This window comes from Salibacterium sp. K-3 (genome assembly GCF_054052005.1).
In genome coordinates, this window is record NZ_JBSVZE010000001.1 from 565,311 (window position 1) to 587,097 (window position 21,787).

Below are 21,787 nucleotides of genomic sequence, written 5' to 3' on the forward strand. Positions count from 1 at the left end.
AAAGCGCGTCCCCTTTGGATTACAGAAAAAAGCGGACCCGGCCGGCCCGCTTTTTTTACTGCACGGATTCAAAACTGAAGCCGTTGACGTCGGAAATCTTTCCTCTCCAAAGGCTTCCGTGAATCGGCACTTTCCCTTGGGAATCAACCAGTTTTGCTTTGCGGAGGTGGAGATATCCGCTTTCGTATTCATCCTGGTCGGTTTCCCGCTGAAACTTGTCCGCCATTTTTTCAAAAAACGTTGTCATCTTTCCTTCCAGGTCACTGTTACCCCGGTGAAGGGTGCGTTCGAGTTCTTCCAGATACTTCACATTCCCGATCAATACCCCGGTGATGGTAGCGCCTCCGACATTCAGCGTGATATCCATCTCCGCTCCGTTATCCGCCAGCCGCACGAGGTACCGCAGGACATAATCACTGTGTTTGTCTTCCTGTACTTCTTTCATGCTCTCCAACCCCTCCAATTTGTATACTGTTATTCTTTACCCTTGCGCCCGCCATTATTAATCCAATTTCTCAGTAAAATATTCATGCAGGACGGAACGGAATGGCGACCACTTGGCGGCACCGGCTGTACGAATGATTATTGTCTTCTATATACTGAAAACAGCTGAGGAAGGAGGAGACCGTTGAAAATCCGTGTAGAGATTGATGAAGAACTGGAAAAAAAGGAAGTGCTGATCCGGTCTCATGTATGGGATGAAGAAGTGGAACAGCTTCTCGGCCGGCTCAAGGAACAGGAACGGGTCTATTTTGCCGGCATGGATGGAGAGAAACGGCATATTTTCCGGGCGCCGGACATTATTTACCTTTATACCTTTGAAAAAACAGTGATGGCAAAGACGAAAGAAGGAACGTTTCAGATGAAAGAGCGGCTGTATGAGCTGGAAGACCAACTTCCGGCTGGGCAGTTCGCGCGGTTATCCAAATCGGTTATCGCGAATCTTGATGAATTAAAACAGTTTGAAGCGTCGTTCAGCGGGTCTCTCTGTGTGTATTTCCGCACAGGGGAAAAAGAATATGTCTCCAGAAAATATGTGAACAGCATTAAGGAAAAAATACAATGGAAAGGAAAGGGATAAACGATGAAAACTTTTTTGTACCAGAGTTTTATCGGTATCTGCTTCGGTGCATTGGTCAGTATTTTTATTCATTACGGCTTCATTTTTTTCGGTGGTGTTGAAGAGCTGGATGCAGGAAGCTTTGTGACAAATTCGCTCGGAAGCATGTTCTGCGGCTGGTTTTTCAGCGTCGGGGCCCTTATTTTTGCGAAAGAAGACATGAGTCTCGCCGGACGCACGGTGATTCACTTTATAACCGTCACCACCCTGTATTTTGTCCTTTCCTTTGTGATCGGGTGGATTCCATTTACTATACCCGGCTTTATGATCGGTATGGGAATGTTTCTCGTCATTTATTTGGTCATATGGCTCAGTTTCTTCATTTATTTCTACAATGAAATGAAAAAACTGAACAAAGCGCTGACGGACAGATAAACCTGTTTTTTCAGCAGACATTCAAATATACACTTGAATATAGTATAATGAGGACAGCATGAAATGGACAGAAAAGAAGGGATGAATCCTATGGCAAGGGACGATGTATGTGACGTCACCTGTGTGGACGAGGAAAAAGTAAAGCGCCTGCAGGCATCCATAGATGATGAGCAGGTGGAGCGGATGGCTGTGATGTTTAAGGGGCTGGCGGATAAGAGCCGCATGAAAGTGCTTCAGGCCCTGGAGGCAGAGGGGGAATTGTGCGTGTGCGATACGTCCAATCTGCTTGGCGCCTCTACCGCATCTACGTCCCATCATCTGCGGTATCTGCGGAAGCTCGGCCTTGTAAAATACCGTAAAGAAGGCAAACTGGTTTATTACTCGCTCGATGACAGCCATGTAGAAGAGATGGTGAAGCTGGCCGGCGACCATCAGCAGGAGCTGACCGTACGAGAAGCCGAAAGCACCGCTGTGGAGGCCGGAAGCTGATGAGCCACGATCACCATCACCATCATCACAGCCATTCCAACATGAAGACCGCCTTTTTTCTGAACTTCGGATTTACGATTATTGAGCTGATTGGAGGCATTCTGACAAACAGTATGGCGATCATTTCGGACGCCATTCACGACCTCGGTGATTCGCTTTCACTCGGGACAGCCTGGTTTCTCCAGCATAAATCGGAACAACGAAGCAATGATACGTTTACGTTCGGGTACCGCCGGTTTTCCCTGCTTGGCGCCTTAATTAACAGCCTTGTGCTGACCGCGGGGTCCTTGTTTATTCTATCGGAGGCGGTTCCCCGTCTGTTGAATCCGGAATCACCGAACGCCGGAGGGATGCTTCTGCTGTCCCTGCTCGGCATGACTGTAAATGGGGCGGCTGTGCTGAAAATGAAGTCCGGACATTCGATGAATGAAAAAGTGGTCTCCTGGCATCTTCTTGAGGATGTGCTCGGCTGGGTCGCGGTCTTTATCGTCAGTGTCGTCATGATGTTCTGGGATGCTGCGATTCTGGATCCGCTGCTGTCCGTTCTGATCACGTTATATATTCTGATGAACGTGTTAAAGAACCTGAAAAAAACGCTGTTCCTTTTCCTGGACGCGGTCCCGGAAGAAATGGATGCAGTTGCCATCGAACAGAGCATCCGCAGCATTCCCAATGTGGAGGATACGCATCATACGCATATCTGGTCGCTCGATGGGGAGCAGCACGTTCTCTCGACCCACGTCGTCCTCTGTGAAGATATCAGCAAAGGGGAAGTCATGCGTGTCAAATCTTCCATCAAAGAAGCATTGGGACACTACCCGCTGGAGCATATTACGATCGAAACGGAATTCACGGCGGAAGACTGCAGCCTCGCAGATCCTCATCCCCATTAAAAAAAACGGTTGTCACACTGGTGGCAGCCGTTTCTGTATGGAAGACGGATAGGACTCATTATATTGAACAACAGGGCATTCCCGGCATTTTTCTTCAATACCTGTACATGTCGTACAGAACTCCAGATTTCCTCCCGTAAGTAAGATGGAAAACTCGACATTAACGTCTCGTTGAACCACGTTGCAATAGGAAGATATTCGGTGCTGGATGTGTTCCATATGACGTTTCTCCTTTGCTGCCTGACGTAGGTTTCAAGTTTACTGGAATATACCCGAGTCTTTGGAATCATAAACGAAAAATTCTTATTCAACGATCGACCTGGGAAGAAAGATTTAAATTATCGTATGTTTCCATGAAACAAGTTTTATCTCCCGCCGGACAAGGTATATGATAAAATAGTTATGATATGCGGGTCTTTTGAAAAGGCGTGAGAGAAAGGAAGAACTTGAATATGCCGAGCACTGCACCGCGGATGGCGGCCGTCCTGTTGTTTTTGGTTCTGCCGTTAACCGCCTGCGCCGCGCAAAGCCAGCCCGCTATGCTCCAGGAGCTTGACGCGGAAACCTCCATGTTATTGTTTTCTGATGATGAAAATATGGAAGCGGAGCAGCCTTATTACAAAGCACTGTTAAATAAAAGCAATCAATGCAGCACAGAGAAAGTAAACATTCAAATCATTTCTTCCAAGGAAGAAGAGGTCATTCAATATCTCGACGTGAACCGTTTCCCTTCCCTTTATGTCATGGAAGGAACTGAAACTCGTGACAAATACGATGGAGCTTCGAACCACACGGATATTGAAACGTTTATGAATCAGTATGTGACTTGTGGAAAGAACCAGTAAAGAAAAGGGGAAAGAACAATGGAAAATGAAAAGTATTTGATCGTAGCTGTCGATCAACAGGGCAATGAAGTAGGGTTGGAGCCTTACGCGGGAGATATCGAGAACGAGGAAGTAACATTTGAATGCAAGAGCCAGGCGCGAAAGTTTTATGATAAAGTTAAAGAGGAATTATTTCCACATTCCGTAAAACTGATGACAATTAAGGAATCCTAACTGCTATTATATTATTGTTCTATATGTATGAAGGAAAACAGGCAGCAAAAGCAGCTGCCTGTTTTTTATGCAGCAGATTGATTTGAGCCTGGGGGTAAATTGGAACAAAAACACGAGACCGGCATGACTTTACAATGTTTCGTTTTTCTTATGTAAGCCTCGGTATAGGAGTCTTCCGGGTTGGAAACAATGAATCCGGGAGGTTGAATAAATGATGGAAGCAGCATATCAGAAAAAAAGTGTTCTTTGGGACTGGATGACAACGGTGGATCACAAAAAAATAGCGGTGCTGTACTTAATCGGCGGGACCCTCTTTTTTATGAAAGCCGGAGTGATGGCTCTTCTTATGAGGCTGCAGCTGATGTATCCGGAACAGTCCTTTCTGTCCGGACAGACATACAATGAAATGCTGACAATGCATGGAACCATCATGCTTTTTCTGGCTGTTACACCGCTGATTTTTGCTTTTATGAACTATATCGTACCGCTGCAGATCGGAGCACGGGATGTAGCATTTCCGTTTTTGAATGCGCTCGGGTTCTGGATCTTTTTCTTCGGCGGGCTGCTTCTCAGCATTAGCTGGTTCCTGGGAGGAGGTCCGGATGCCGGTTGGTTTGCCTACACACCGTTATCCACCCGTGATTACGGGTCCTCCGGGATGGATTTTTATGCGCTTGGACTGCAGGTAAGCGGACTGGGTACGCTGATTTCAGGAATCAATTTTATTGTGACGATCATTAATATGCGGGCACCGGGGATGACAATGATGCGTCTCCCCCTGTTCTGCTGGACGACGCTTATCGTCTCCATCCTCATTGTATTTGCTTTTACGCCTCTTGCAGCCGGACTTGCCATGCTGATGCTGGACCGCTTGTTCGGCGCGCAGTTTTTTCAGGTGGATGCAGGAGGGAATGTCATCCTCTGGCAGCACATCTTCTGGATATTCGGCCATCCGGAGGTCTATATTCTCGTACTCCCGGCGTTCGGTATTATCTCAGAAGTGGTACCGGCTTTTTCGCGCAAGCGTCTGTTTGGTTATACGACAATGGTGTTTGCCGTCCTTCTCATTGCCTTTCTGGGCTTTATGGTGTGGGTGCACCATATGTTCACGGTCGGGCTCGGTCCGATTTCCAATTCGGTGTTTGCCGTTTCTTCCTTTGCGATCGCAATTCCGACGGGCATTAAAATATTCAACTGGCTGCTCACGATGTGGGGCGGGAAAATCACATTTACCACAGCCATGCTGTGTGCCTCCTCGTTCGTTCCGACATTTGTGCTCGGCGGGGTGACCGGTGTGATGGTGGCGATGGCACCGGTGGATCATCTCTATCACGACACGTATTTTGTCGTTGCGCATTTTCACTATATTTTTATCGGCGGCATCATTCTCGGACTGCTGGCCGGTCTTTACTATTGGTATCCAAAAATGTTCGGCCATCTTCTGAATGAAACACTGGGAAAACTGATGTTCTGGCTTATGTACATCGGTTTTCACGTCACCTTTTTTGTACAGCACATTCTCGGCATCATCGGCATGCCGCGGCGCTACTTTACTTACATGGACGGGGAAGGAATGAATACGTATAATTTCATTTCAACGATGGGGACGTTTTTAATGACGGCGGCAGTGATCGTTCTCGTCATCAATATTATCTATTCCGCCTGGAAAGGGGAACGGGTAAGAACCGGAGATCCATGGGATGCAAGAACGCTGGAGTGGTCGGTGCCATCCCCTGTGCCGGAGTACAATTTTGCGCAGGTTCCCCAGGTACGAGCACTGGATCCGTGGTTTTATGAAAAAGTTCATGGAGAAGGCCATATGAAAGCAGCAACTCCTGTGGATGCCATCCATATGCCGAATCCTTCCATCCTGCCATTCATTATGGCATTTGGCTTGTTCTGGTGGGGGCTCGGGATGTCTATGCTGACGATGGAGAATCCGTGGCTGCCGCCTTTTGTGGTGATCGGAGCAGGAGTGATTCTCACCTTTGGCGCCATGGTGGTTCATTCTATGAAAGAAGATCATGGATGGCATATTCCGAAGGAGACTGTGGAAAAAATCGAGCGATCCATTCATTCCTGACCCCAAAATCGGCGGAGAGTGATGTAAAAAATATGTGAACGATGACATTTTTTCATGACAAATGGAAGGTTTTACGCTATCCTGTGAGGAAAGTAGTATTGTACCATTTTCGGGAGGGGGAGAAAGATGGAAGAAAACTACCCGGTCATGGAAGGGGCGGAACCTTTCTATTTTGAAGGAAATGACACCGGTGTACTGGTTATTCATGGATTCACGGGATCGACCCAGAGCATGCGCCCTTTGGGAGAAAGTTTTCATGAAGCGGGATTCACCGTTTTCGGCCCCCGCCTGGCTGGACATGGCACGCATCCGGAAGATCTGGAACAAACCTCCTGGCAGCAATGGTGTAATTCGGTCGAAGAAGGATTTCACTTTTTAAAGGAAACCTGCACCGATATTTATGTGGCAGGTTTATCAATGGGGGGAACGCTGACGCTTCATCTGGCGGAACAGTTCCCTGAAATAAAAGGCATTATTGTGATCAATGCAGCTATTGAAATTCCCGGTGTCAGCCCGGAGCAGCTCCCGGATCAACGATTTGTGGAGACAGGGCCGCCGGACATCAAACAGGAAAACGTGCATGAAATCGTATATGAAAAAACGCCGGTCCAATCTTACCGTGAGTTCTCTGCATTGATGCTGGAAACCCGTGATCGTTTAATGGATATCCGGGTACCGGCACGGATTTTTGTATCCGATGTGGATCATGTCGTACCGCCTGCCAACAGTGAAGATATATACTACACGATTTCCTCTGAAAATAAGCGGATGATTCCGATGCATGACAGCTATCACGTCGCCGTGCTTGACAATGATAAAGAAATGATTGCGATTGAAAGCATCGCGTTTATTAACGGCCTGACTTCCACGACGATTTAAATAGAACCGAAAAAACCGTCCTGCTTGGCTGCAAGCGGGACGGTTTTTTCGGTTACTTTTTATTTTCATCGTTATTTTTTATTTCACCAACATCCTGTTGGAGGTCGCCTTTTGATTTATCCCGTTTTCCTTCTTCCTGAAGCTCCGTATCTTCTTTTGCATTGCCGATTTGATCTTTTGCTTCTCCTTTTACTTTACTGACGGCACCTTTGATTTTGTCGCTCCAGCCTTCTTTACCTTCCATCTCTGTATCACCTCTTTAGGAATGTTAGTACGTGATTTTCCCGTTGATGAGGTGATTCAAACAAAATACAAGGATACCTTAATGTATCAGGCGAAAACCTCCGGGAAAAACAAAGCGGTCTATTCCCGACCCATCGCAGCAGAAGTGTGATAAAATAGAAGCAGAAGACAGTTTACAGGGAAGGGGATGAGGGAAATGGCAGTCATCTTGTCGTATGTGGAACCGCCGGAAGATGTCCTTGCATTCATGAAGGACCATGCAGATGTGAAAGTGGTTCGTCCGAAAAAGGAAAGAGAGAGGTTTTATCAGGAGCTGGCAGAAGCAGATGCCTTATACGGTGCCGGCCTGCCCATTGATGATGAGCTGCTTCGGCACGCGCCGAAGCTGAAAGTGATCAGCAATGTGTCGGTCGGCTATGATAACCTTGATATGGAAGCGATTACAAAAAGAGGCATTACGGCGACCCACACTCCATCGGTGCTGATTGATACCATGGCCGATACGATGACAGGCCTGATGATCGCCACTGCACGGCGCATACCGGAACTGAACAGCATGGTCAAAAACGGCGGATGGACAAAACCGCTGACCTCGGAACATTTCGGTACCAATGTGCATCATAAAACACTGGGCATTATCGGGATGGGACGGATTGGCGAAGAAGTGGCACGCCGCGCGTCTGTCGGATTTCATATGGATGTGCTGTATTACAACCGCCGTCAGAAACCAGAAGCGGAAAAGAATACCGGGGCGTCCTACGCGGACCTGCCGGATCTCCTGCAGTCCTCGGATATAGTGATGCTGTTGACGCCTTTAACAGAAGAAACGCGCGGAATGATCGATGCGGAAGCATTCCGCAGCATGCAGCGTCATGCTGTGTTTCTGAATGGAAGCCGGGGACAGGTTGTGATGGAAAAAGATTTAATCCAGGCACTCGAAGATGGAGAAATTGCCGCAGCCGGCCTGGATGTGTTTGAACAGGAGCCGGTCGATCCGGAAAACCCGCTGCTGGCCATGGATAATGTCGTGACACTCCCGCACATCGGAACCGCGACCCATGAAACAAGGCATGCGATGGCCGTGGACGCGGCCCGGCAGTGCGTGGACGGAGTCAAAGGACGGACACCGGAACATGTGATACAGGGAGGATAGGAAATGAACAAGAAAGCGGATCTCATTATAGATGAAAAAGCACTGCTCGGAGAAGGTCCGACCTGGGATGAGCATGGAAATGTGTTATACTGGGTCGATATTATGGGAGAAAACATCCACCGCTATAACCCGGAAAATCAGGACAATCAAACGATAAATGCCGGTCAGGAGCCGGGGGCTGTCGTGGTACATAAAAATACGGAACTGATCGGAGCCATGCAGCACGGGTTTTATAACATTGATTTTGACCAGGAGACATTCGCCCCAGTAACAGACCCGGAGCATCACCTTCCGGGTAACCGGTTTAATGACGGCAAATGCGATCCTGCCGGACGTTTCTGGGCCGGTACGATGGCTTATTCCAAACAGCAGGGGGATGCGGCGCTCTATTGCCTGGACCATGATTTCACCTGTACGGAGAAACTGGACCAGATCAGCATATCCAACGGCCTGGCGTGGAGCTTGGATCACACAGTAATGTATTACATTGATACGCCGACGCTTGAGGTCAGCGCGTTTGATTATGATAAAGAAAGCGGCGCGATTTCCAGCCGTCGTCCGGTTATCCGTTTTACAGGGGATGACGGCCGTCCCGACGGCATGACGATTGATGCGCAAGGAATGCTTTGGATCGCTCATTTCAGGGGATGGAAGGTGAGCCGCTGGAACCCTGAAACAGGAGAGCGGCTGGAAGAAATCGATGTGCCCGCCAGCCAGGTGACGTCATGTGTCTTCGGCGGAAAAGATTTGAGGACACTGTATATCACCACCGCCCGAAACAACCTGAAAGAGGATCAGCTTGAACATGAGCCTCACGCCGGCGGGGTGTTTGCGGCAGCTCCTGGCGTAAAGGGAACGCTGTCCGATCGTTTCGGTTCGTGAGACACGGCATAGAGCAAAACCAGGAAAGCAAAGCTTCAGTCTCCCGGCAGGCTGAGGCTTTTTGCATGAAAGACAGAGCTGGGGGAAAAGGGGAGAAACGCCGTGGAGACATTGGTTCATGTGATTATTCCCATTTTTGCGATAATGATCTGTGGTTTTCTGGCGGGGCGTTTCTCCCTGATTCCGAGCAGCGGAGCCTGGGTGCTGAACGCCTATATCTATTATTTTGCACTGCCGGCTCTTTTGTATATATCCCTGGCGGAGGCCTCAAGGAAGGAGATCACGTCGTTTTCCTTTATCGGCGTGAACGTGATGACATGTGCCGCGGTGATGCTGCTGGCGCTGATGATGTTTTCCATATTGTTTAAAAAGTCTTTTACTGAAAGCGTACTATACGGTATGGCCTCATCTTACGGTAACACGGGTTTTCTGGGCATTCCACTTGCCGTCACCGCTTTTGGACCAGAAGCTGCTGTGCCGGCTGCGATGGTATCATTCAGCTGTGATCTGCTGCTGGTAACATTCGTTGTCATTGCCCTCGAAGGAGCATCCCGTCACCAGACTTCTATTCTTCCTGCCCTGGCGGGGGCGGTTTTTAAGAATCCAATCAATGTTTCGCTGCTTCTCGGCAGCGGGACCGCCTTTCTGCAGCTTCCTGTGCCGGAAACAATCGCTGTATTCACGGACACCTTAGGCGGGGCTGCCGGTCCGACAGCTTTGTTTGCGATCGGCCTCGGTCTTGTGCAGGAAAGCCGGAGCGGAGAAAAGGATAGAACAAACAGAAAGGCATGGATGGCGGTCTTTGGACTGAAACTGTTTGTCATGCCGCTTACCGCCTGGATCTTCGTCACTTTTTTCCTGGACATCCAACCGCTCTGGGCGGCCGTTGTGATTCTGCTTTCGGCCATGCCGACCGGTGCCGTAGTGAACGTATTCGCGCAGCAGTACCGGGTGCTTGAAAAAGAAATTCCTGCGGTGGTTCTAGCTTCGACGGTCGTTTCGATCGGAACTCTGATGATTCTGCTGCTGCTGTTAACGTGAGACGAGAAGGAATGTTGTACATAAATGGGTATAAATGGTTCTTAACGACTGGAAGCACTGGAAAAATTCATGACACTGTCCTCTAGAATCGTCCAGGAGGACAGTAGAGGCTGAATCTACTGCACTGCTGTCCTTTACCTTTGTTTTTAAGTCCATTAGGTCTCTGCATTCTTTGGATAACGTTCTCTTGCCGGTTTAAAACATAAATTCATTGACAGACAAAAAGTTCAAGGGTTAAACTATATTGTGGTTTAGGGGGTAAACTTTATATGAGCGAAAATAGAATGGAGGAAGCGATCCGTTTATTTACGGAGGTGATGATCGACGGGCAGAACGAAGTGTTCCGGAAGGTGGAAAATGAACTTCACCAGGAATTTTCGATGGAACAGATCAAAATGCTCAATTTACTGGAACGCCGCGGTCCGATGACCTCCAAACAGTTAACGGAGCTGCAGGGGGGACATAAAAGCGCCACGTCCAGCCGTCTGAAAAAATTAGTGGAAAAAGAGTATGTCCGGGTGATTCCGGATGAAAAAGACCGGCGTGTAAAATACGTCGAATTGACCGAAGCAGGGGCTTCTGCCTATAGAGCGGCCAATCAGCAGGTGAATGAATACTTAAGTTCGGTCCTGTCCGGCATAAAAGAGGAAGAGGTCGATGAGTTCATCTACATTTTCCAGAAAGTCAAATCACTGCTGAAAAACCAGGCCTGAACCGCTCCTGTTCTTCATGGGTTTACAGAGGAAAAGGAGGAGAATAACCATGCGTACGATATTAAGATTCCGGTGGGTGATTACAGCGGCCCTTCTTGCGGTCACGGTGCTGCTGTTTTTGCTGTCACCGGATTTGTCACGCCTCGCCGAAGACGAAGACAGTTTTCAGCTGCCGTCGGAAATGACTTCGCAGCAGGCAGAGGAAATACTGAATGATGCAGGGGAAGGAACGGAGTCGATCAGCCTTGTTCTGGAGCTGCAGGACTCCCTGTCAGGCGAAAAAGAACAGGAGATTACAGGTTTCCTTCAAGAGATCAGGTCATCAGATGAACATATTACAGAGGTTACCTCTCCGTTTGAGCGGGAAGAAGTGCGGAACCAGCTCGTTTCTGAAGAGGAGAACGTGGTGCTCGTACCAATTTCCGTCGAAGGAGGAGAAGATGAGGCGGTGCAGGCCGGGGAAGCGGTTCAGTCTCTCAGCGTTCCGGATGGAATGAACCGGTATGTTACCGGAGATGCCATTATCAGTCATGACGTGGATGAAACGACTCAGGATGGTCTGGAACGGACGGAAGGGATTACCGTCGTCTTGATTTTCACGCTGCTGCTTATTGTTTTCCGTGCGCTGGTGACACCGTTTATACCGCTTATTTCGGTCGCGGTCACCTATCTGTTGAGCCAGTCGGTTATTGCATTGCTGGCGGACAGTATCGGTTTTCCCCTGTCCACGTACACGCAGATATTTCTCGTAGCCGTGCTGTTCGGAATCGGTACCGATTACTGCATTCTGCTGCTCAGCCGGTATAAAGAAGAACTTGGTGCCGGAGAGCAGGTGACGGATGCGATTGTAAACACCTATAAGACAGCCGGCAAAACACTGCTCTACAGCGGACTTGCCGTATTGGTCGGATTTTCGGCGATAGGTTTTGCGGATTTTGCCATTTTCCAGTCCGCTGTCGGCGTGGCTGTCGGTATTGTTGTCCTGCTTCTTGTCTTGTATACGCTGCTGCCATTTTTCATGGCTGTGTTGAAAGATAAGTTATTCTGGCCGTCGAAAAGAGGATCCGAGCATCAGGATAATAAACTGTGGGGGCTTATGGGCCGGCTTTCGGTGTTCCGCCCGGTTCTTTCGATTCTCGTTGCTGCCGTGGTTACGCTTCCCTTTCTATTAACCTATGATAACGATATATCTTATAACAACACAGATGAAATCAGTGCGGGCGCCGAATCGGTGGAAGGCCTGCAAGTGATTGAAGATGCCTTCGGTATGGGGGACGCGCTCCCGCTGGAGATGGTTATCGAGTCGGAAGACGACATGGTAACTAAAGAAAAAATCGCAGCGGCAGAAGCACTCGCTGATACACTGGAACGATCAGACGCGGTGGAAGAGGTACGTGGTATGACCCGGCCGACCGGTTCCGTGCTGGATGATATGTATGTGGATACCCAGTTGGAAGACATCTCTACCGGGATCAAAGACGCCCGCGACGGCCTGGAAGATGTCCAGAACGGTCTGGGTGATGTACGGAACGGCCTGCAGGATATGAACAGTCAAGTGCAGGGTGCCGGTTCCGGCAGCGCGGGATCTCTGAACGAAGCGGTCTCTGGCATTGAAAATATCAACAGCCAGGTCGGCAGCATTTCCAGTCAGTTGCAGCAGACCGGTGATACACAAAGAGCTGTCCGCCAGCTTGCCGGTGTACAGCAGGGCCTGACCGACGTACAAAACGGGCTGCAGCAGGGAAGCCGGCAGATGAACAATCAGCAGCAGGCACAGGCGAACGATCTGGCAGCCGGTCTGGATGAGCTGACCAACGGTGTTCAGGATGCCATCGACGGTCTGGAAGAGATTCAGTCCGGCCTGGAGGATGCCGGGACTTATACGGCGAACGCCTCGGAAGCCTCCTACATCCGGGGAAGCGGTGTATATGTACCTGATGAACTGCTTGAAAACGAAGATTTTCAGGATGGCGTTGATCAGTATACCTTTGGGGATCAAACCGGCATGACAATGGAAGTGAGTCTCACGGAAGATCCGTATTCCATCGAAGCGATTGAAGCGGTGGATCAGGTGAAACAGATCGTTTCCCAGGAAACTGCCGGCACACCGCTTGAAGACGATAGGATTACCTACAGCGGGGTACCCGGAACCAATGCAGACCTGGAGGAGATCTCATCCGAAGACTTCACCAACACGATTATCATCATTTTGATTGGGTTGTTTCTCATTCTGGCTGTACTCCTGCGCTCGCTTTTTCAACCTGTCTTCATACTCGGCGGGCTTCTGCTGGCGTATTATACCGCCATGGGCGCGGCGGAAATGATTTTTGTGAATGGACTCGACTATCCGGGTATCATGTGGCCGGTTCCGTTTTTCGGCTTTGTCATGCTCGTTGCGCTCGGGGTCGACTATTCGATCTTTCTGTTTGACCGGTACCGGGAAGAGGCGGCTCTCGGCGTACGTGAAGGGTTGCTGAAAGCGATGGTGAAAATGGGCACTGTCATTATCACCGCAGCCATCATTTTATCCGGTACGTTCGGCGCGATGATTCCATCCGGTGTTTTGACACTGATGCAGGTAGGCACCGTTGTCGTCATCGGACTGATGCTTTTCGGCCTTGTCATCCTGCCGTTGTTCATTCCGGCCGTTGTCAGCATCAATGATGCCCCCGCGTCATCTTCTGAACGCAGATCGAAGGAAGAGGCTGGATAATATTAAAATCCGGACGATGGCTTGCTGTGCTGCTGAAACGCCGGCATCGTCCGGAGAGAAAGATGCTGAGAAACAGCAGTGTGCAGAGAAATGCTGATTTTTAAAGGATGGGGACTCTGAATGTATACGCCGGTACGTTTAGTGTCTACAAGGGATGTTCTTGAGGACACTATGACTCTATCACGGGCGTACAGCGGCTTCAGGCCATCCGCTGGAAACTGCTATGGCCTGGTTTTAACGAAATAGTGTCCCCAGGACAACGTCCGGGGGACACTATTTCTTCCTTTTCAGGATTCTAATGGACTGACTCAGAAAATGAGCCGGGCTGACATGATCGTCTTATTTTATCCCGGCCCCGTTCGTACTGACAAACCATACAGCGGTTATGATCAGGAGAAACAATCCGGCAAAATAAGCATCATAACGGCTCCAGTGGATGCGGCGGTAAAAGGTGCGCGTCCGTCGTCCGTCAAAGCCTTTGGACTCCATGGCTACCGCGGTCCGTTCCGCTTTGCGGATGGCACCGGCCATTAACGGGATAAAATACCGTTTGAACTGCCGCAGTCCTCGTTTTTCCCCAAGCCCGCGGATGCGGTGGGCCGTGCGGATCTGCCGCAGTTCATCGCGGAACATCGGGAGAAAACGGTAGGCGGCCATCATTCCATACCCGAAACGGGGAGGAAGCCGGCACTGCTGGATGAGGCTGAGCATGAAACGGGACGGTTCGGTGGTCAGCACAAACAACAGCGACCAGGAACCGAAAACAAGCGCACGCATCCCAAGGGATATCCCGGTGGATACATTTTCAAGGGCGACAGGCATTGTTCCGATTGTAAATAAAACGGTGTCTCCCCTTTCATCCGGGAATACGACCTGGATCCAGACGAAACTGAAGGCAAACAGAAGGAAGGGAAGCAGAAGCATTCCCAGAAAGCGGAGAGAGACGCCTCCCAGCCCGATGATCATGGAGATGGTCACCGCAAATAAAAGCAGCGGCGTCCACGGATCAAACACCGGGATCATCACGATAATGATCAGCAGCACGGCAGCAAGTTTCAGGGACGGATTGACGTTCTGCAGAAAGCGGTCTTTCTGCTGGAAGTGTTCTAACATGGCGTCCCCTGCCTTTCAGGAGCGGCTGTCCACCGCCTCAATTCCCGGGTTACCGGTGCCTGAACGGAGGCTTTCTGTAGAAGCTGGTTTTGTTCAAAGAAAGGGTCCGTGGCGCCTTCATACGCAATGCTACCGTCGTGCAGGAGAATTATAGTTTCGGCATACTGGTCGACAAGCTCCATATCGTGGGTGATCATGAGGATCGTTTTCCCTTTCTCATGCAGCTGCTGGAGAATACTCATTAATGCTCTCGTCCCGGCTTCATCCTGTCCGAATGTCGGCTCATCGAGAATCAAAAGCTCCTGCCCGCTCGTCACCATCGTTGCAACCGACAGGCGGCGTTTTTGTCCCTGGCTTAAGGAAAAGGGGTTGGCGTGCCTTTTTTCCTGTAACTGAAAAAGGTCAAGCATGTTTTCCAGTTCTGTTTTCCATGATTCCGGACTTTCGCCGGAAATCCGCCAGCCGTAAGTTAATTCGTCTTCGACCGTATCGCAGATGAACTGATGCTCCGGATTCTGGAACACAAACCCGGTCTGTTTCATGATGTCGTCCGTTCGGTAATGGCTGGACGGCACTCCGTTACGTAGAAGGGTGCCGCCGCCAGGCTTCTCAATCCCTGTTAACAGGCGGGCCAGAGTGCTTTTGCCGGCTCCGTTTGCTCCAATAAGTGCCGTGAAATCTCCAGCCTGCAGAGTGAACGAAATGTCATGCAGAATTCGTTTCTCTTCATACGAAAACGAAAGATTATCAGCTTCGATGAGTGGGGAGGAAAAAGATGACGGCCGGACGATGTTTCGTTCCGGCTTTTCTATTTTCGTCCAGCCATGCTGCCGGCATTGTATTTCCCATTCGTGGAGGGTGAGCGGAAAGGGGTCCCAGGTGACTGCCCCTTCCTGTTCGACCTGCCGGGCGTACCGGCAGACTTCCGGAATCCGAATACCTTCCTGCTCAAGTATTTGTGACTGCTGCCGGAACAAGATACGGGGCGGTCCTTCAGCAAGGACGCCCCCATCTTTTTGCAGTGCAATAACCCGGTCGATCGCTTCTAGACCGGTTTCCATCTTATGCTCCATCAACAGAACGGTTTTGTTTCTCCGTTCGGAGAGGTCGAGCCATAACTGAAGAATATCTTCCCTGCTCTCGGGGTCCAGGTTGGCGGTCGGCTCATCCAGAAGAAATATCTCCGAGTCCAGAGCAAGCAGACAGGCGATGGCAGCCTTCTGCTTCAACCCACCTGAGAGGCTGCTCAGCCTATCACTTCGACGCTTTTCCAGTCCTGTGATGGCCAGAACCTCTTCCAGTCTTGTCTCTATTTCTCCAATAGAAAGACCGATGTTTTCCATTCCGAAAATAATCTCGTCTTCGACGGTTTCCATACAGAACTGCGTTTCCGGATCCTGAAAGAGAATACCAACGTGACGGCATGCTTCTGAGGTTTCCCAGTGCTGAGGATCTGCTCCGTTTACAAGAATTTCTCCTGTCCGCTCCGCATCCATCACTCGTGGAATCAAACCCTGCAAGGCAAGAGTGAGCGTGCTTTTGCCGCACCCGCTCGGTCCCAGCAGAAGAATATTCTCACCAGGGGTGATGTCAAGATCCAGAGGCGGCAGAGCCGTTTGTTCCTCCGCAGGATACATAACGGTCAGTCCTTTGGTTTGAATGCCGTTCATGAGGCCGATTCCTCTCTTTTCGCTGCGCGCATGTTTCGGCCGATGGCAAAGTTATGCAGCACCCCGGTCCGGACCAGCGCGTAAGTTAGATAATGACTGCCCCAGCCTGCTAGCAGCATGCCGCTTAAGAGCATCGTACCAAGCATGAGCCAGACGACAACCGCTGCGTACTGGCTGTAACCGTACATGGCGAACTGGGTCAGGAAGCTGGCGGCTGTGCCGGCCATGCCGGCCAGCATCAGCACGGGCAGTTTGAAACTGCGGTAGCGGAATATGGCAAAAATGAGTTCCGCACCGATTCCCTGGGTGAAACCAAGGATAAGAACAGACCCGGCGTTAACAGATCCGACCATGACTTCGGTTCCGGCTGCGATCATTTCGGCAGCAAGAGCTGCTCCCGGTTTCTGGATGATAAGCGCACAGACGACGGGGGCCATGATCCAGAAACCGGCCATCAATCCGCCGCCCACCGGACCGAGTAAACCGGTGACGAGCTGCCCGAGGAAGATCCAGAGGAGATACAGTACGCCGAAGACGGCGGAAATAAAAGCCATGACAACAATTTCACGGAGATTCATGGTGCGGGTCTGCTTCATTTTTCTGCACTCTCCGGCTTTTTATTTTCAGCGAACGGCCAATCCTCTGCTTTATAAGCCATATCAAAAAACATGTACTCGAGCTGGCAGCCATCCACGAAATGTTCTTCCCAGCGTTTCACCTCTTCGTCGGAAGCTTTTTCTGCCATGGCATCCAGTTTATCCAGATATTCCTGCATACGCGGCTCTTCCTGTTTCCCGTAAAATGAAATCCAGCCGTAGAACGGATGTGTTTCATCCGGGTTGTATTCCTCGACAAGTCGTTCTCCAACATATAGATAAATCCAGGGGCACGGCAGGGTGGCGGCGATAATATCCCCGATATTGCCTTCATAGGCGGTGTGAAGCATATGTTTGGCGTAATGCTGTGCGACGGGCGCGAGCGGATATCCCTGCAGCTCATCGTAGCCTACGCCGGCCTGGTCGCATAAATTGTGGTGGGGGTGGATCTCGCTGTTTAAAATGAATCCGATGCCGGTGTGAAACATCTCCATGTCTTCGCGGGTGCTGCATTTTGCCATGCCGAGCGCACGCGCCTGTATCATGGCGTTCAGGTACTCATAATCCTGTTTCACATAATGAATCAACTGTTCCTTTTCCAAATGACCGTTTCCGATGCCTTGAATGAACGGGTGGTCATAGCACGCCTCAAAAATGTGGTTCGTTTTCTGCCTCAGTTTCTCTGAAAATCGCATTCTTTCATCTCCTGCCTTTCTGTGATTATTCACATAAAAAGAGCCGCTCCGGAAATGGAGCGGCTCTGTTATAGGAGATATTATGGATGAGATGGTGCACACAGGAGCGCACCACTGTCCACAGACAGATCTGCCGGCTCCACTTCCCTTCGCTGGTACTAACCAGATCAGGTTCAAAGGGACCAAGGAATCGAGCATTCCTTATCTCAGCTTTACAGCGCCCCCAGCGGACTCGTTTTATGCAATTGTCTGCATCATATCACGCGCACACAGAATTGTCAAAATTTTTCACGGAAAAAATGATGCAGCGTACATCTATTTTTTTCTCATCTGTTTCGCTTTATTGACGGCCGTCGACGCTGCCTGTTTTGCTTTTTCCCGGTTTTTTTCATCTTTCAGATATTCCTTGGCAGTCGAGAATAATTTCTTTTTCAGGCTCATCAGAATACTCCCTTCTGTGATAGAATACGTTATTTCTCTTATTCCCGCGCCGGGGGAGGCTGAAACAATATGCTTTAACGCCGCCCTTTTCTCATCGAAAGGATTCGTAAATGCCGGCGTCTATCCATTGGCTGCCTCTGCCTATGAGAAAACCCTGGACGGCATCACAGGAATGAGAGTGGAGCCAGTGCCACTGCTCCATCGTTTCCACTCCTTCAGCGATCACTTTCATATTCAAATCATGGGCCAGTGTCACCACCGCTCGCACGATAGCTCCTTTGGACCAGGAGGCAGGAAGGTCCTGGATAAACGAACGGTCAATTTTAATCAGATCGAACGGCAGGGTGCCGATATAGTTCATCGAAGAATACCCGGAGCCGAAATCATCGAGTGCCAGTCTGATCCCGGTTTCTTTCCATTTGGTAAGCGTCGGGACCAGGTCGTGAAGATTATCAATGGTGGCGGATTCTGTGAGCTCGAGTGTGATCAAACGAGGATCAATATCAAAGCGGGTGAGCGTGTCGATGACGTAATCTTCAAATCCCGGGTCATGAAACTGGCGGAAAGACACATTTACGGATACACTGTACATGCTTTTTCCATAATCCTGTCTTTCTTTTAACATCCGGCATGCTTCTTTTAACACCCAGCGGCCGAGAGGGTGGATCAAACTGGAATTTTCAGCGGCCGGGATGAATTCGCCGGGGGAAATATATCCATGATCCGGATGCTCCCAGCGCAGAAGGGCCTCGAAACCGAAAGGAGTCCCGTCCGTAACAGAAAGCTGCGGCTGGAAGATCAAGTACAGTTCTTCTGACTGGACTGCATGATGCAGGTCCCGCTGCAGTTTGATATAGGAAAGGGAAGCGTCGGCAAGGGCTTGTGTATAGATGGAGAGCGACGACCCTTCGGTTTCTTTTGCTTTCTGCATGGCCATATTGGCCTCCTGAAGCAGCTGCGGTGCCGGTTTTCTGTGGGAAGCCGGATGTTCGCTGACACCGATGCTGATTTCCAGATAGATAGGTTCATGATGATACAGAAACGGTTCGTTCACATCAGCAGGAAGCATCTGTTTTAGCCGGTCATAGATTTCCGGACCTGCCACGATCACAAATTCATCGCTGTTTATCCGGTAGACCCGTCCGTCTGATCCGCACCGGGAAAGAAGCCGGCTGGCATAGGAAATCAATATGTATGCAGCGCCTTCCCTGCCGAAATAACTGTTGATCCGCTTGAATTCATCAATGTTAATCAGAAATACATAATACCTGCCGTTCCACTCTTTTTGATGTTCATCAAAGCTTTTGGCATTCGGCAGGCCGGTCAGCTCGTCAAAGTATGCCGCCTGATAATAGTCGTTGTAAAAGCGGTAATGACTTTTCAAAAAGAGGTTTACCAGAAGCAGGAGCATATCAAAAAACAGGATGCCGGCCGATCCAAGTGCTTCGTAAAACAGGCTCATCGCCATGACAAAACTGGGGAGAAAGACGGATATATAAATAACAAGGTACAAAAGGGATACTGTCACTCTGTTTTTGGCTGAAACTTTCTGCCATAATAAGAATAAAAGCACACCCAGCAGCGTAGAGAGAATTAAGTGAAAAGCTGTTATGATAAGAGACGAAGGATTTTCAAAAGAGAGAAGCGGGCTGTACTCCTGAAAGAAAGCAAGCATGATTCCACTTATGGAAAGAAGGACAGCCATCCGCGCCACTCCGGTCAATGCCCGGGGTGCATGGTAAAAACTCAGGCTCAACACCGCGGTGCTGACCGCCAGCGAAAAAAAAGCGTCAGCCGGTCCTGTGAGGAGTAAAGATCCATAAAATATGACGGGAGTAAGCGAGATATAATACCCGCTGTTCCATGGCAGGTAAGGATGGAACCATCCAAACAAAACCATGGAAAAAATCAATGTGAAAAGAAGAGCCTGGCCGGCATCCGGCGGCACGAAATAGAATAGCAGGACTCCTGCTGCTGAAGACAGAAGCACCATGAGTAAAGCAATCGAAAAAATAGAGTCTTCCGTACTATCTATACTTTGATTTTCCCCTTTTTCCATGTCAGTCACCTGCCGATAAAGTCGGGATATATAGTATAATAGTTTTATTATAGCTTACATATGATCCACTTGGGAACATAAGAAACGGATTTTTTTGGAAAGTTCCATGAAACGAAAATATCAGGAGGATAACATGCGGTCAAAAGTAATTCAGACAAAACATCATACGTTTCATACCGGCCGACCTTCTCTCTGCCTGCCGGTCACAGGAAAGACGGATAGTGCAGTGCTGGAGGAAGCTGTGTCCATTCAGCATAAAAAACCGGATCTCGTAGAATGGAGGGCGGACTTCTTTGAAGACCTTTCAGATATAGAAAAAGTAGAAGACACTGCCGCCCGGATGAGGGAAAGTCTTCAGGGAATCCCCCTCCTTTTTACCATAAGATCAGAAAAGGAAGGCGGGCAGACCGTTTCTCTTACAGCATTCGAAAAGATGGAATGGTACCGCCGGTTGTCGATCGATGGTAATGTGGATATGATGGACTATGAAATACAGCAGGACGAAGCTGAAATAAAAGAAGTTCAATCTTTCTGCAGAAAAAACGGTGTACTCCTCCTTTTTTCTTATCATAACTTTTCCATCACACCGTCTGAAGAAGAAATGTTGACGATGTTTAAAAAAATAGAGGATGCAGGTGCTGATATGGCGAAAATAGCCGTCATGCCCGAAACAATGAATGATGTACTGTCTCTTCTGAACGTAACATTGAAAGCAGATGAGGAACTAGACATTCCCGTGATTACAATGTCGATGGGGAAAATGGGAGCTGTCTCGAGATTAGCCGGATGGCAGTTTGGCTCTCTTTTTACATTCGCTGTCGGCAGTAGAAGTTCAGCCCCCGGCCAGATCCCGGTCGAAATGATGAGAGAACTCGAAGGATATTTGATATAAGGCACCGGGATCAATGATGATAGAAAGTGGGAAGAAAATGGAGCGGTTACCGGCTTTACGTGAGAGAAATATTGTTTTGATCGGATTTATGGGGTCCGGTAAATCCACGATTGGAACCCTGTTATCCAAAAAGTTATACCGGGATTTTGTAGATGTTGATGATTATATAGAAGCCCGGCAGAAGATGAGTATCCCCGATATTTTTCGTAAGAAAGGAGAAGACACGTTTCGGGAGCTCGAAAAAGAGACAACCATACGCCTCTGCGAAAAGGAACGGCTGAAAATTCTGGCGCTTGGCGGAGGAGCTTACATGCAGCCGGAAATACGCGAAGCCTGCATGAAATACTGCATTGTTGTGCTGCTGAATGTAGGCTGGGAGACGTGGAAAGATCGTCTGCCCCTCATTCAGGGCAACCGGCCTGTTCTGCAGAATAAATCAATGGAGGAAATGGAAGCTTTATTTTATGAACGAAAGCAGGCGTACTCATTGAATACATTGCAGGTGGATACAGACGGAAAAGGCGAAGAAGAAACAGCAGACGAGATCGTTCACCTGTTGAAGCTGGGATGGGACTGGTATCCTGCGTATTTGTCGGACGATAGGGGCGCTCCATAAGGAGTGCTCTTTTTTGTGAAATTGACGATACAGACGGATTGGTATACGATAGAATTATATATG

At 49.3% G+C, this 21,787-nt stretch carries 23 protein-coding genes and 1 riboswitch; of the genes, 15 read left to right on the forward strand and 8 right to left on the reverse strand.

The window, feature by feature from the left end:
* Positions 1-55: 55 nt before the first annotated feature.
* Complete coding sequence (gvpU, locus tag ACW9JV_RS02595; protein ID WP_457331057.1) at positions 56-445, reverse strand: gas vesicle accessory protein GvpU; 390 nt, start codon at positions 443-445, stop codon at positions 56-58.
* A 183-nt stretch (positions 446-628) separates the two neighbouring features.
* Here gvpU and ACW9JV_RS02600 point away from each other — a divergent pair, with 183 nt between their 5' ends.
* The 8 genes from ACW9JV_RS02600 (at position 629) to ACW9JV_RS02635 (ending at position 6,897) form a co-directional block, all read left to right on the forward strand.
* A complete protein-coding gene (locus ACW9JV_RS02600; RefSeq protein ID WP_457331059.1) occupies positions 629-1,081 on the forward strand; it encodes a LytTR family DNA-binding domain-containing protein in 453 nt (150 codons plus the stop codon).
* Positions 1,082-1,084: 3 nt separating this feature from the next.
* Positions 1,085-1,495: a DUF3021 domain-containing protein gene (locus ACW9JV_RS02605; RefSeq protein WP_457331061.1), complete on the forward strand. Its 411-nt coding sequence runs from the start codon at positions 1,085-1,087 to the stop codon at positions 1,493-1,495.
* A 63-nt stretch (positions 1,496-1,558) separates the two neighbouring features.
* Complete coding sequence (locus ACW9JV_RS02610; protein ID WP_457331063.1) at positions 1,559-1,984, forward strand: ArsR/SmtB family transcription factor; 426 nt, start codon at positions 1,559-1,561, stop codon at positions 1,982-1,984.
* Complete coding sequence (locus ACW9JV_RS02615; RefSeq protein ID WP_457331065.1) at positions 1,984-2,877, forward strand: cation diffusion facilitator family transporter; 894 nt, start codon at positions 1,984-1,986, stop codon at positions 2,875-2,877. Before ACW9JV_RS02610 ends, ACW9JV_RS02615 begins: the two co-directional genes overlap by 1 nt.
* Positions 2,878-3,329: 452 nt before the next feature.
* Complete coding sequence (locus tag ACW9JV_RS02620) at positions 3,330-3,722, forward strand: hypothetical protein (protein WP_457331067.1); 393 nt, start codon at positions 3,330-3,332, stop codon at positions 3,720-3,722.
* A gap of 18 nt (positions 3,723-3,740) precedes the next feature.
* Positions 3,741-3,935 (forward strand): hypothetical protein, encoded by a 195-nt coding sequence (locus ACW9JV_RS02625; protein WP_457331069.1) that lies wholly within the window; start codon positions 3,741-3,743, stop codon positions 3,933-3,935.
* 211 nt (positions 3,936-4,146) lie between these two features.
* A complete protein-coding gene (gene ctaD, locus ACW9JV_RS02630; RefSeq protein WP_457331071.1) occupies positions 4,147-6,018 on the forward strand; it encodes a cytochrome c oxidase subunit I in 1,872 nt (623 codons plus the stop codon).
* A gap of 126 nt (positions 6,019-6,144) precedes the next feature.
* Positions 6,145-6,897 (forward strand): alpha/beta hydrolase, encoded by a 753-nt coding sequence (locus ACW9JV_RS02635; RefSeq protein ID WP_457331072.1) that lies wholly within the window; start codon positions 6,145-6,147, stop codon positions 6,895-6,897.
* Between the two features lie 52 nt (positions 6,898-6,949).
* Here the strand turns inward: ACW9JV_RS02635 and ACW9JV_RS02640 are convergent, their stop codons facing one another.
* A complete protein-coding gene (locus ACW9JV_RS02640) occupies positions 6,950-7,141 on the reverse strand; it encodes a CsbD family protein (RefSeq protein WP_457331074.1) in 192 nt (63 codons plus the stop codon).
* 195 nt (positions 7,142-7,336) lie between these two features.
* On the opposite strand from ACW9JV_RS02640, the gene ACW9JV_RS02645 reads away from it, so the two are divergent.
* The 5 genes from ACW9JV_RS02645 to ACW9JV_RS02665 all read left to right on the forward strand — a co-directional run bounded on the left by ACW9JV_RS02645 (position 7,337) and on the right by ACW9JV_RS02665 (position 13,642).
* The gene (locus ACW9JV_RS02645; RefSeq protein ID WP_457331076.1) at positions 7,337-8,293 is read left to right on the forward strand and encodes a 2-hydroxyacid dehydrogenase; all 957 of its coding nucleotides are present in this window, start codon (positions 7,337-7,339) and stop codon (positions 8,291-8,293) included.
* 3 nt (positions 8,294-8,296) lie between these two features.
* A complete protein-coding gene (locus tag ACW9JV_RS02650) occupies positions 8,297-9,175 on the forward strand; it encodes an SMP-30/gluconolactonase/LRE family protein (protein ID WP_457331078.1) in 879 nt (292 codons plus the stop codon).
* A gap of 102 nt (positions 9,176-9,277) precedes the next feature.
* Positions 9,278-10,216 (forward strand): AEC family transporter, encoded by a 939-nt coding sequence (locus tag ACW9JV_RS02655; RefSeq protein ID WP_457331080.1) that lies wholly within the window; start codon positions 9,278-9,280, stop codon positions 10,214-10,216.
* A 269-nt stretch (positions 10,217-10,485) separates the two neighbouring features.
* Positions 10,486-10,929: a MarR family winged helix-turn-helix transcriptional regulator gene (locus ACW9JV_RS02660; protein ID WP_457331082.1), complete on the forward strand. Its 444-nt coding sequence runs from the start codon at positions 10,486-10,488 to the stop codon at positions 10,927-10,929.
* 49 nt (positions 10,930-10,978) lie between these two features.
* Positions 10,979-13,642, forward strand: a complete 2,664-nt coding sequence (locus ACW9JV_RS02665) for an MMPL family transporter (protein WP_457331084.1) — start codon at positions 10,979-10,981, stop codon at positions 13,640-13,642.
* A gap of 339 nt (positions 13,643-13,981) precedes the next feature.
* Here ACW9JV_RS02665 and ACW9JV_RS02670 read toward each other — a convergent pair whose 3' ends face one another.
* From ACW9JV_RS02670 to ACW9JV_RS02695, 6 genes are all read right to left on the reverse strand, one after another.
* Positions 13,982-14,755, reverse strand: coding sequence for an energy-coupling factor transporter transmembrane component T family protein (locus tag ACW9JV_RS02670; protein WP_457331086.1), 774 nt, complete (start codon positions 14,753-14,755; stop codon positions 13,982-13,984).
* Positions 14,749-16,425, reverse strand: coding sequence for an ABC transporter ATP-binding protein (locus tag ACW9JV_RS02675; RefSeq protein ID WP_457331088.1), 1,677 nt, complete (start codon positions 16,423-16,425; stop codon positions 14,749-14,751). The genes ACW9JV_RS02670 and ACW9JV_RS02675 overlap by 7 nt, the downstream gene beginning before the upstream one ends.
* Positions 16,422-17,021, reverse strand: coding sequence for an ECF transporter S component (locus ACW9JV_RS02680; RefSeq protein ID WP_457331090.1), 600 nt, complete (start codon positions 17,019-17,021; stop codon positions 16,422-16,424). The genes ACW9JV_RS02675 and ACW9JV_RS02680 overlap by 4 nt, the downstream gene beginning before the upstream one ends.
* Positions 17,018-17,716, reverse strand: coding sequence for a thiaminase II (gene tenA / locus ACW9JV_RS02685; protein ID WP_457331092.1), 699 nt, complete (start codon positions 17,714-17,716; stop codon positions 17,018-17,020). The genes ACW9JV_RS02680 and tenA overlap by 4 nt, the downstream gene beginning before the upstream one ends.
* Before the next feature lie 127 nt (positions 17,717-17,843).
* Positions 17,844-17,951, reverse strand: a riboswitch (TPP riboswitch).
* 80 nt (positions 17,952-18,031) lie between these two features.
* Positions 18,032-18,157: a hypothetical protein gene (locus ACW9JV_RS02690; RefSeq protein ID WP_457331094.1), complete on the reverse strand. Its 126-nt coding sequence runs from the start codon at positions 18,155-18,157 to the stop codon at positions 18,032-18,034.
* A 91-nt stretch (positions 18,158-18,248) separates the two neighbouring features.
* Positions 18,249-20,216 (reverse strand): putative bifunctional diguanylate cyclase/phosphodiesterase, encoded by a 1,968-nt coding sequence (locus tag ACW9JV_RS02695; RefSeq protein WP_457331096.1) that lies wholly within the window; start codon positions 20,214-20,216, stop codon positions 18,249-18,251.
* A gap of 133 nt (positions 20,217-20,349) precedes the next feature.
* Between ACW9JV_RS02695 and aroD the strand changes: the two genes are divergently transcribed.
* Both aroD and ACW9JV_RS02705 read left to right on the forward strand, forming a co-directional pair.
* Entirely contained in the window at positions 20,350-21,108 is a 759-nt protein-coding gene (gene aroD, locus ACW9JV_RS02700) for a type I 3-dehydroquinate dehydratase (RefSeq protein WP_457331098.1), read from the forward strand.
* Positions 21,109-21,145: 37 nt separating this feature from the next.
* Entirely contained in the window at positions 21,146-21,724 is a 579-nt protein-coding gene (locus ACW9JV_RS02705) for a shikimate kinase (RefSeq protein WP_457331100.1), read from the forward strand.
* The last annotated feature ends 63 nt before the right edge of the window (positions 21,725-21,787 follow it).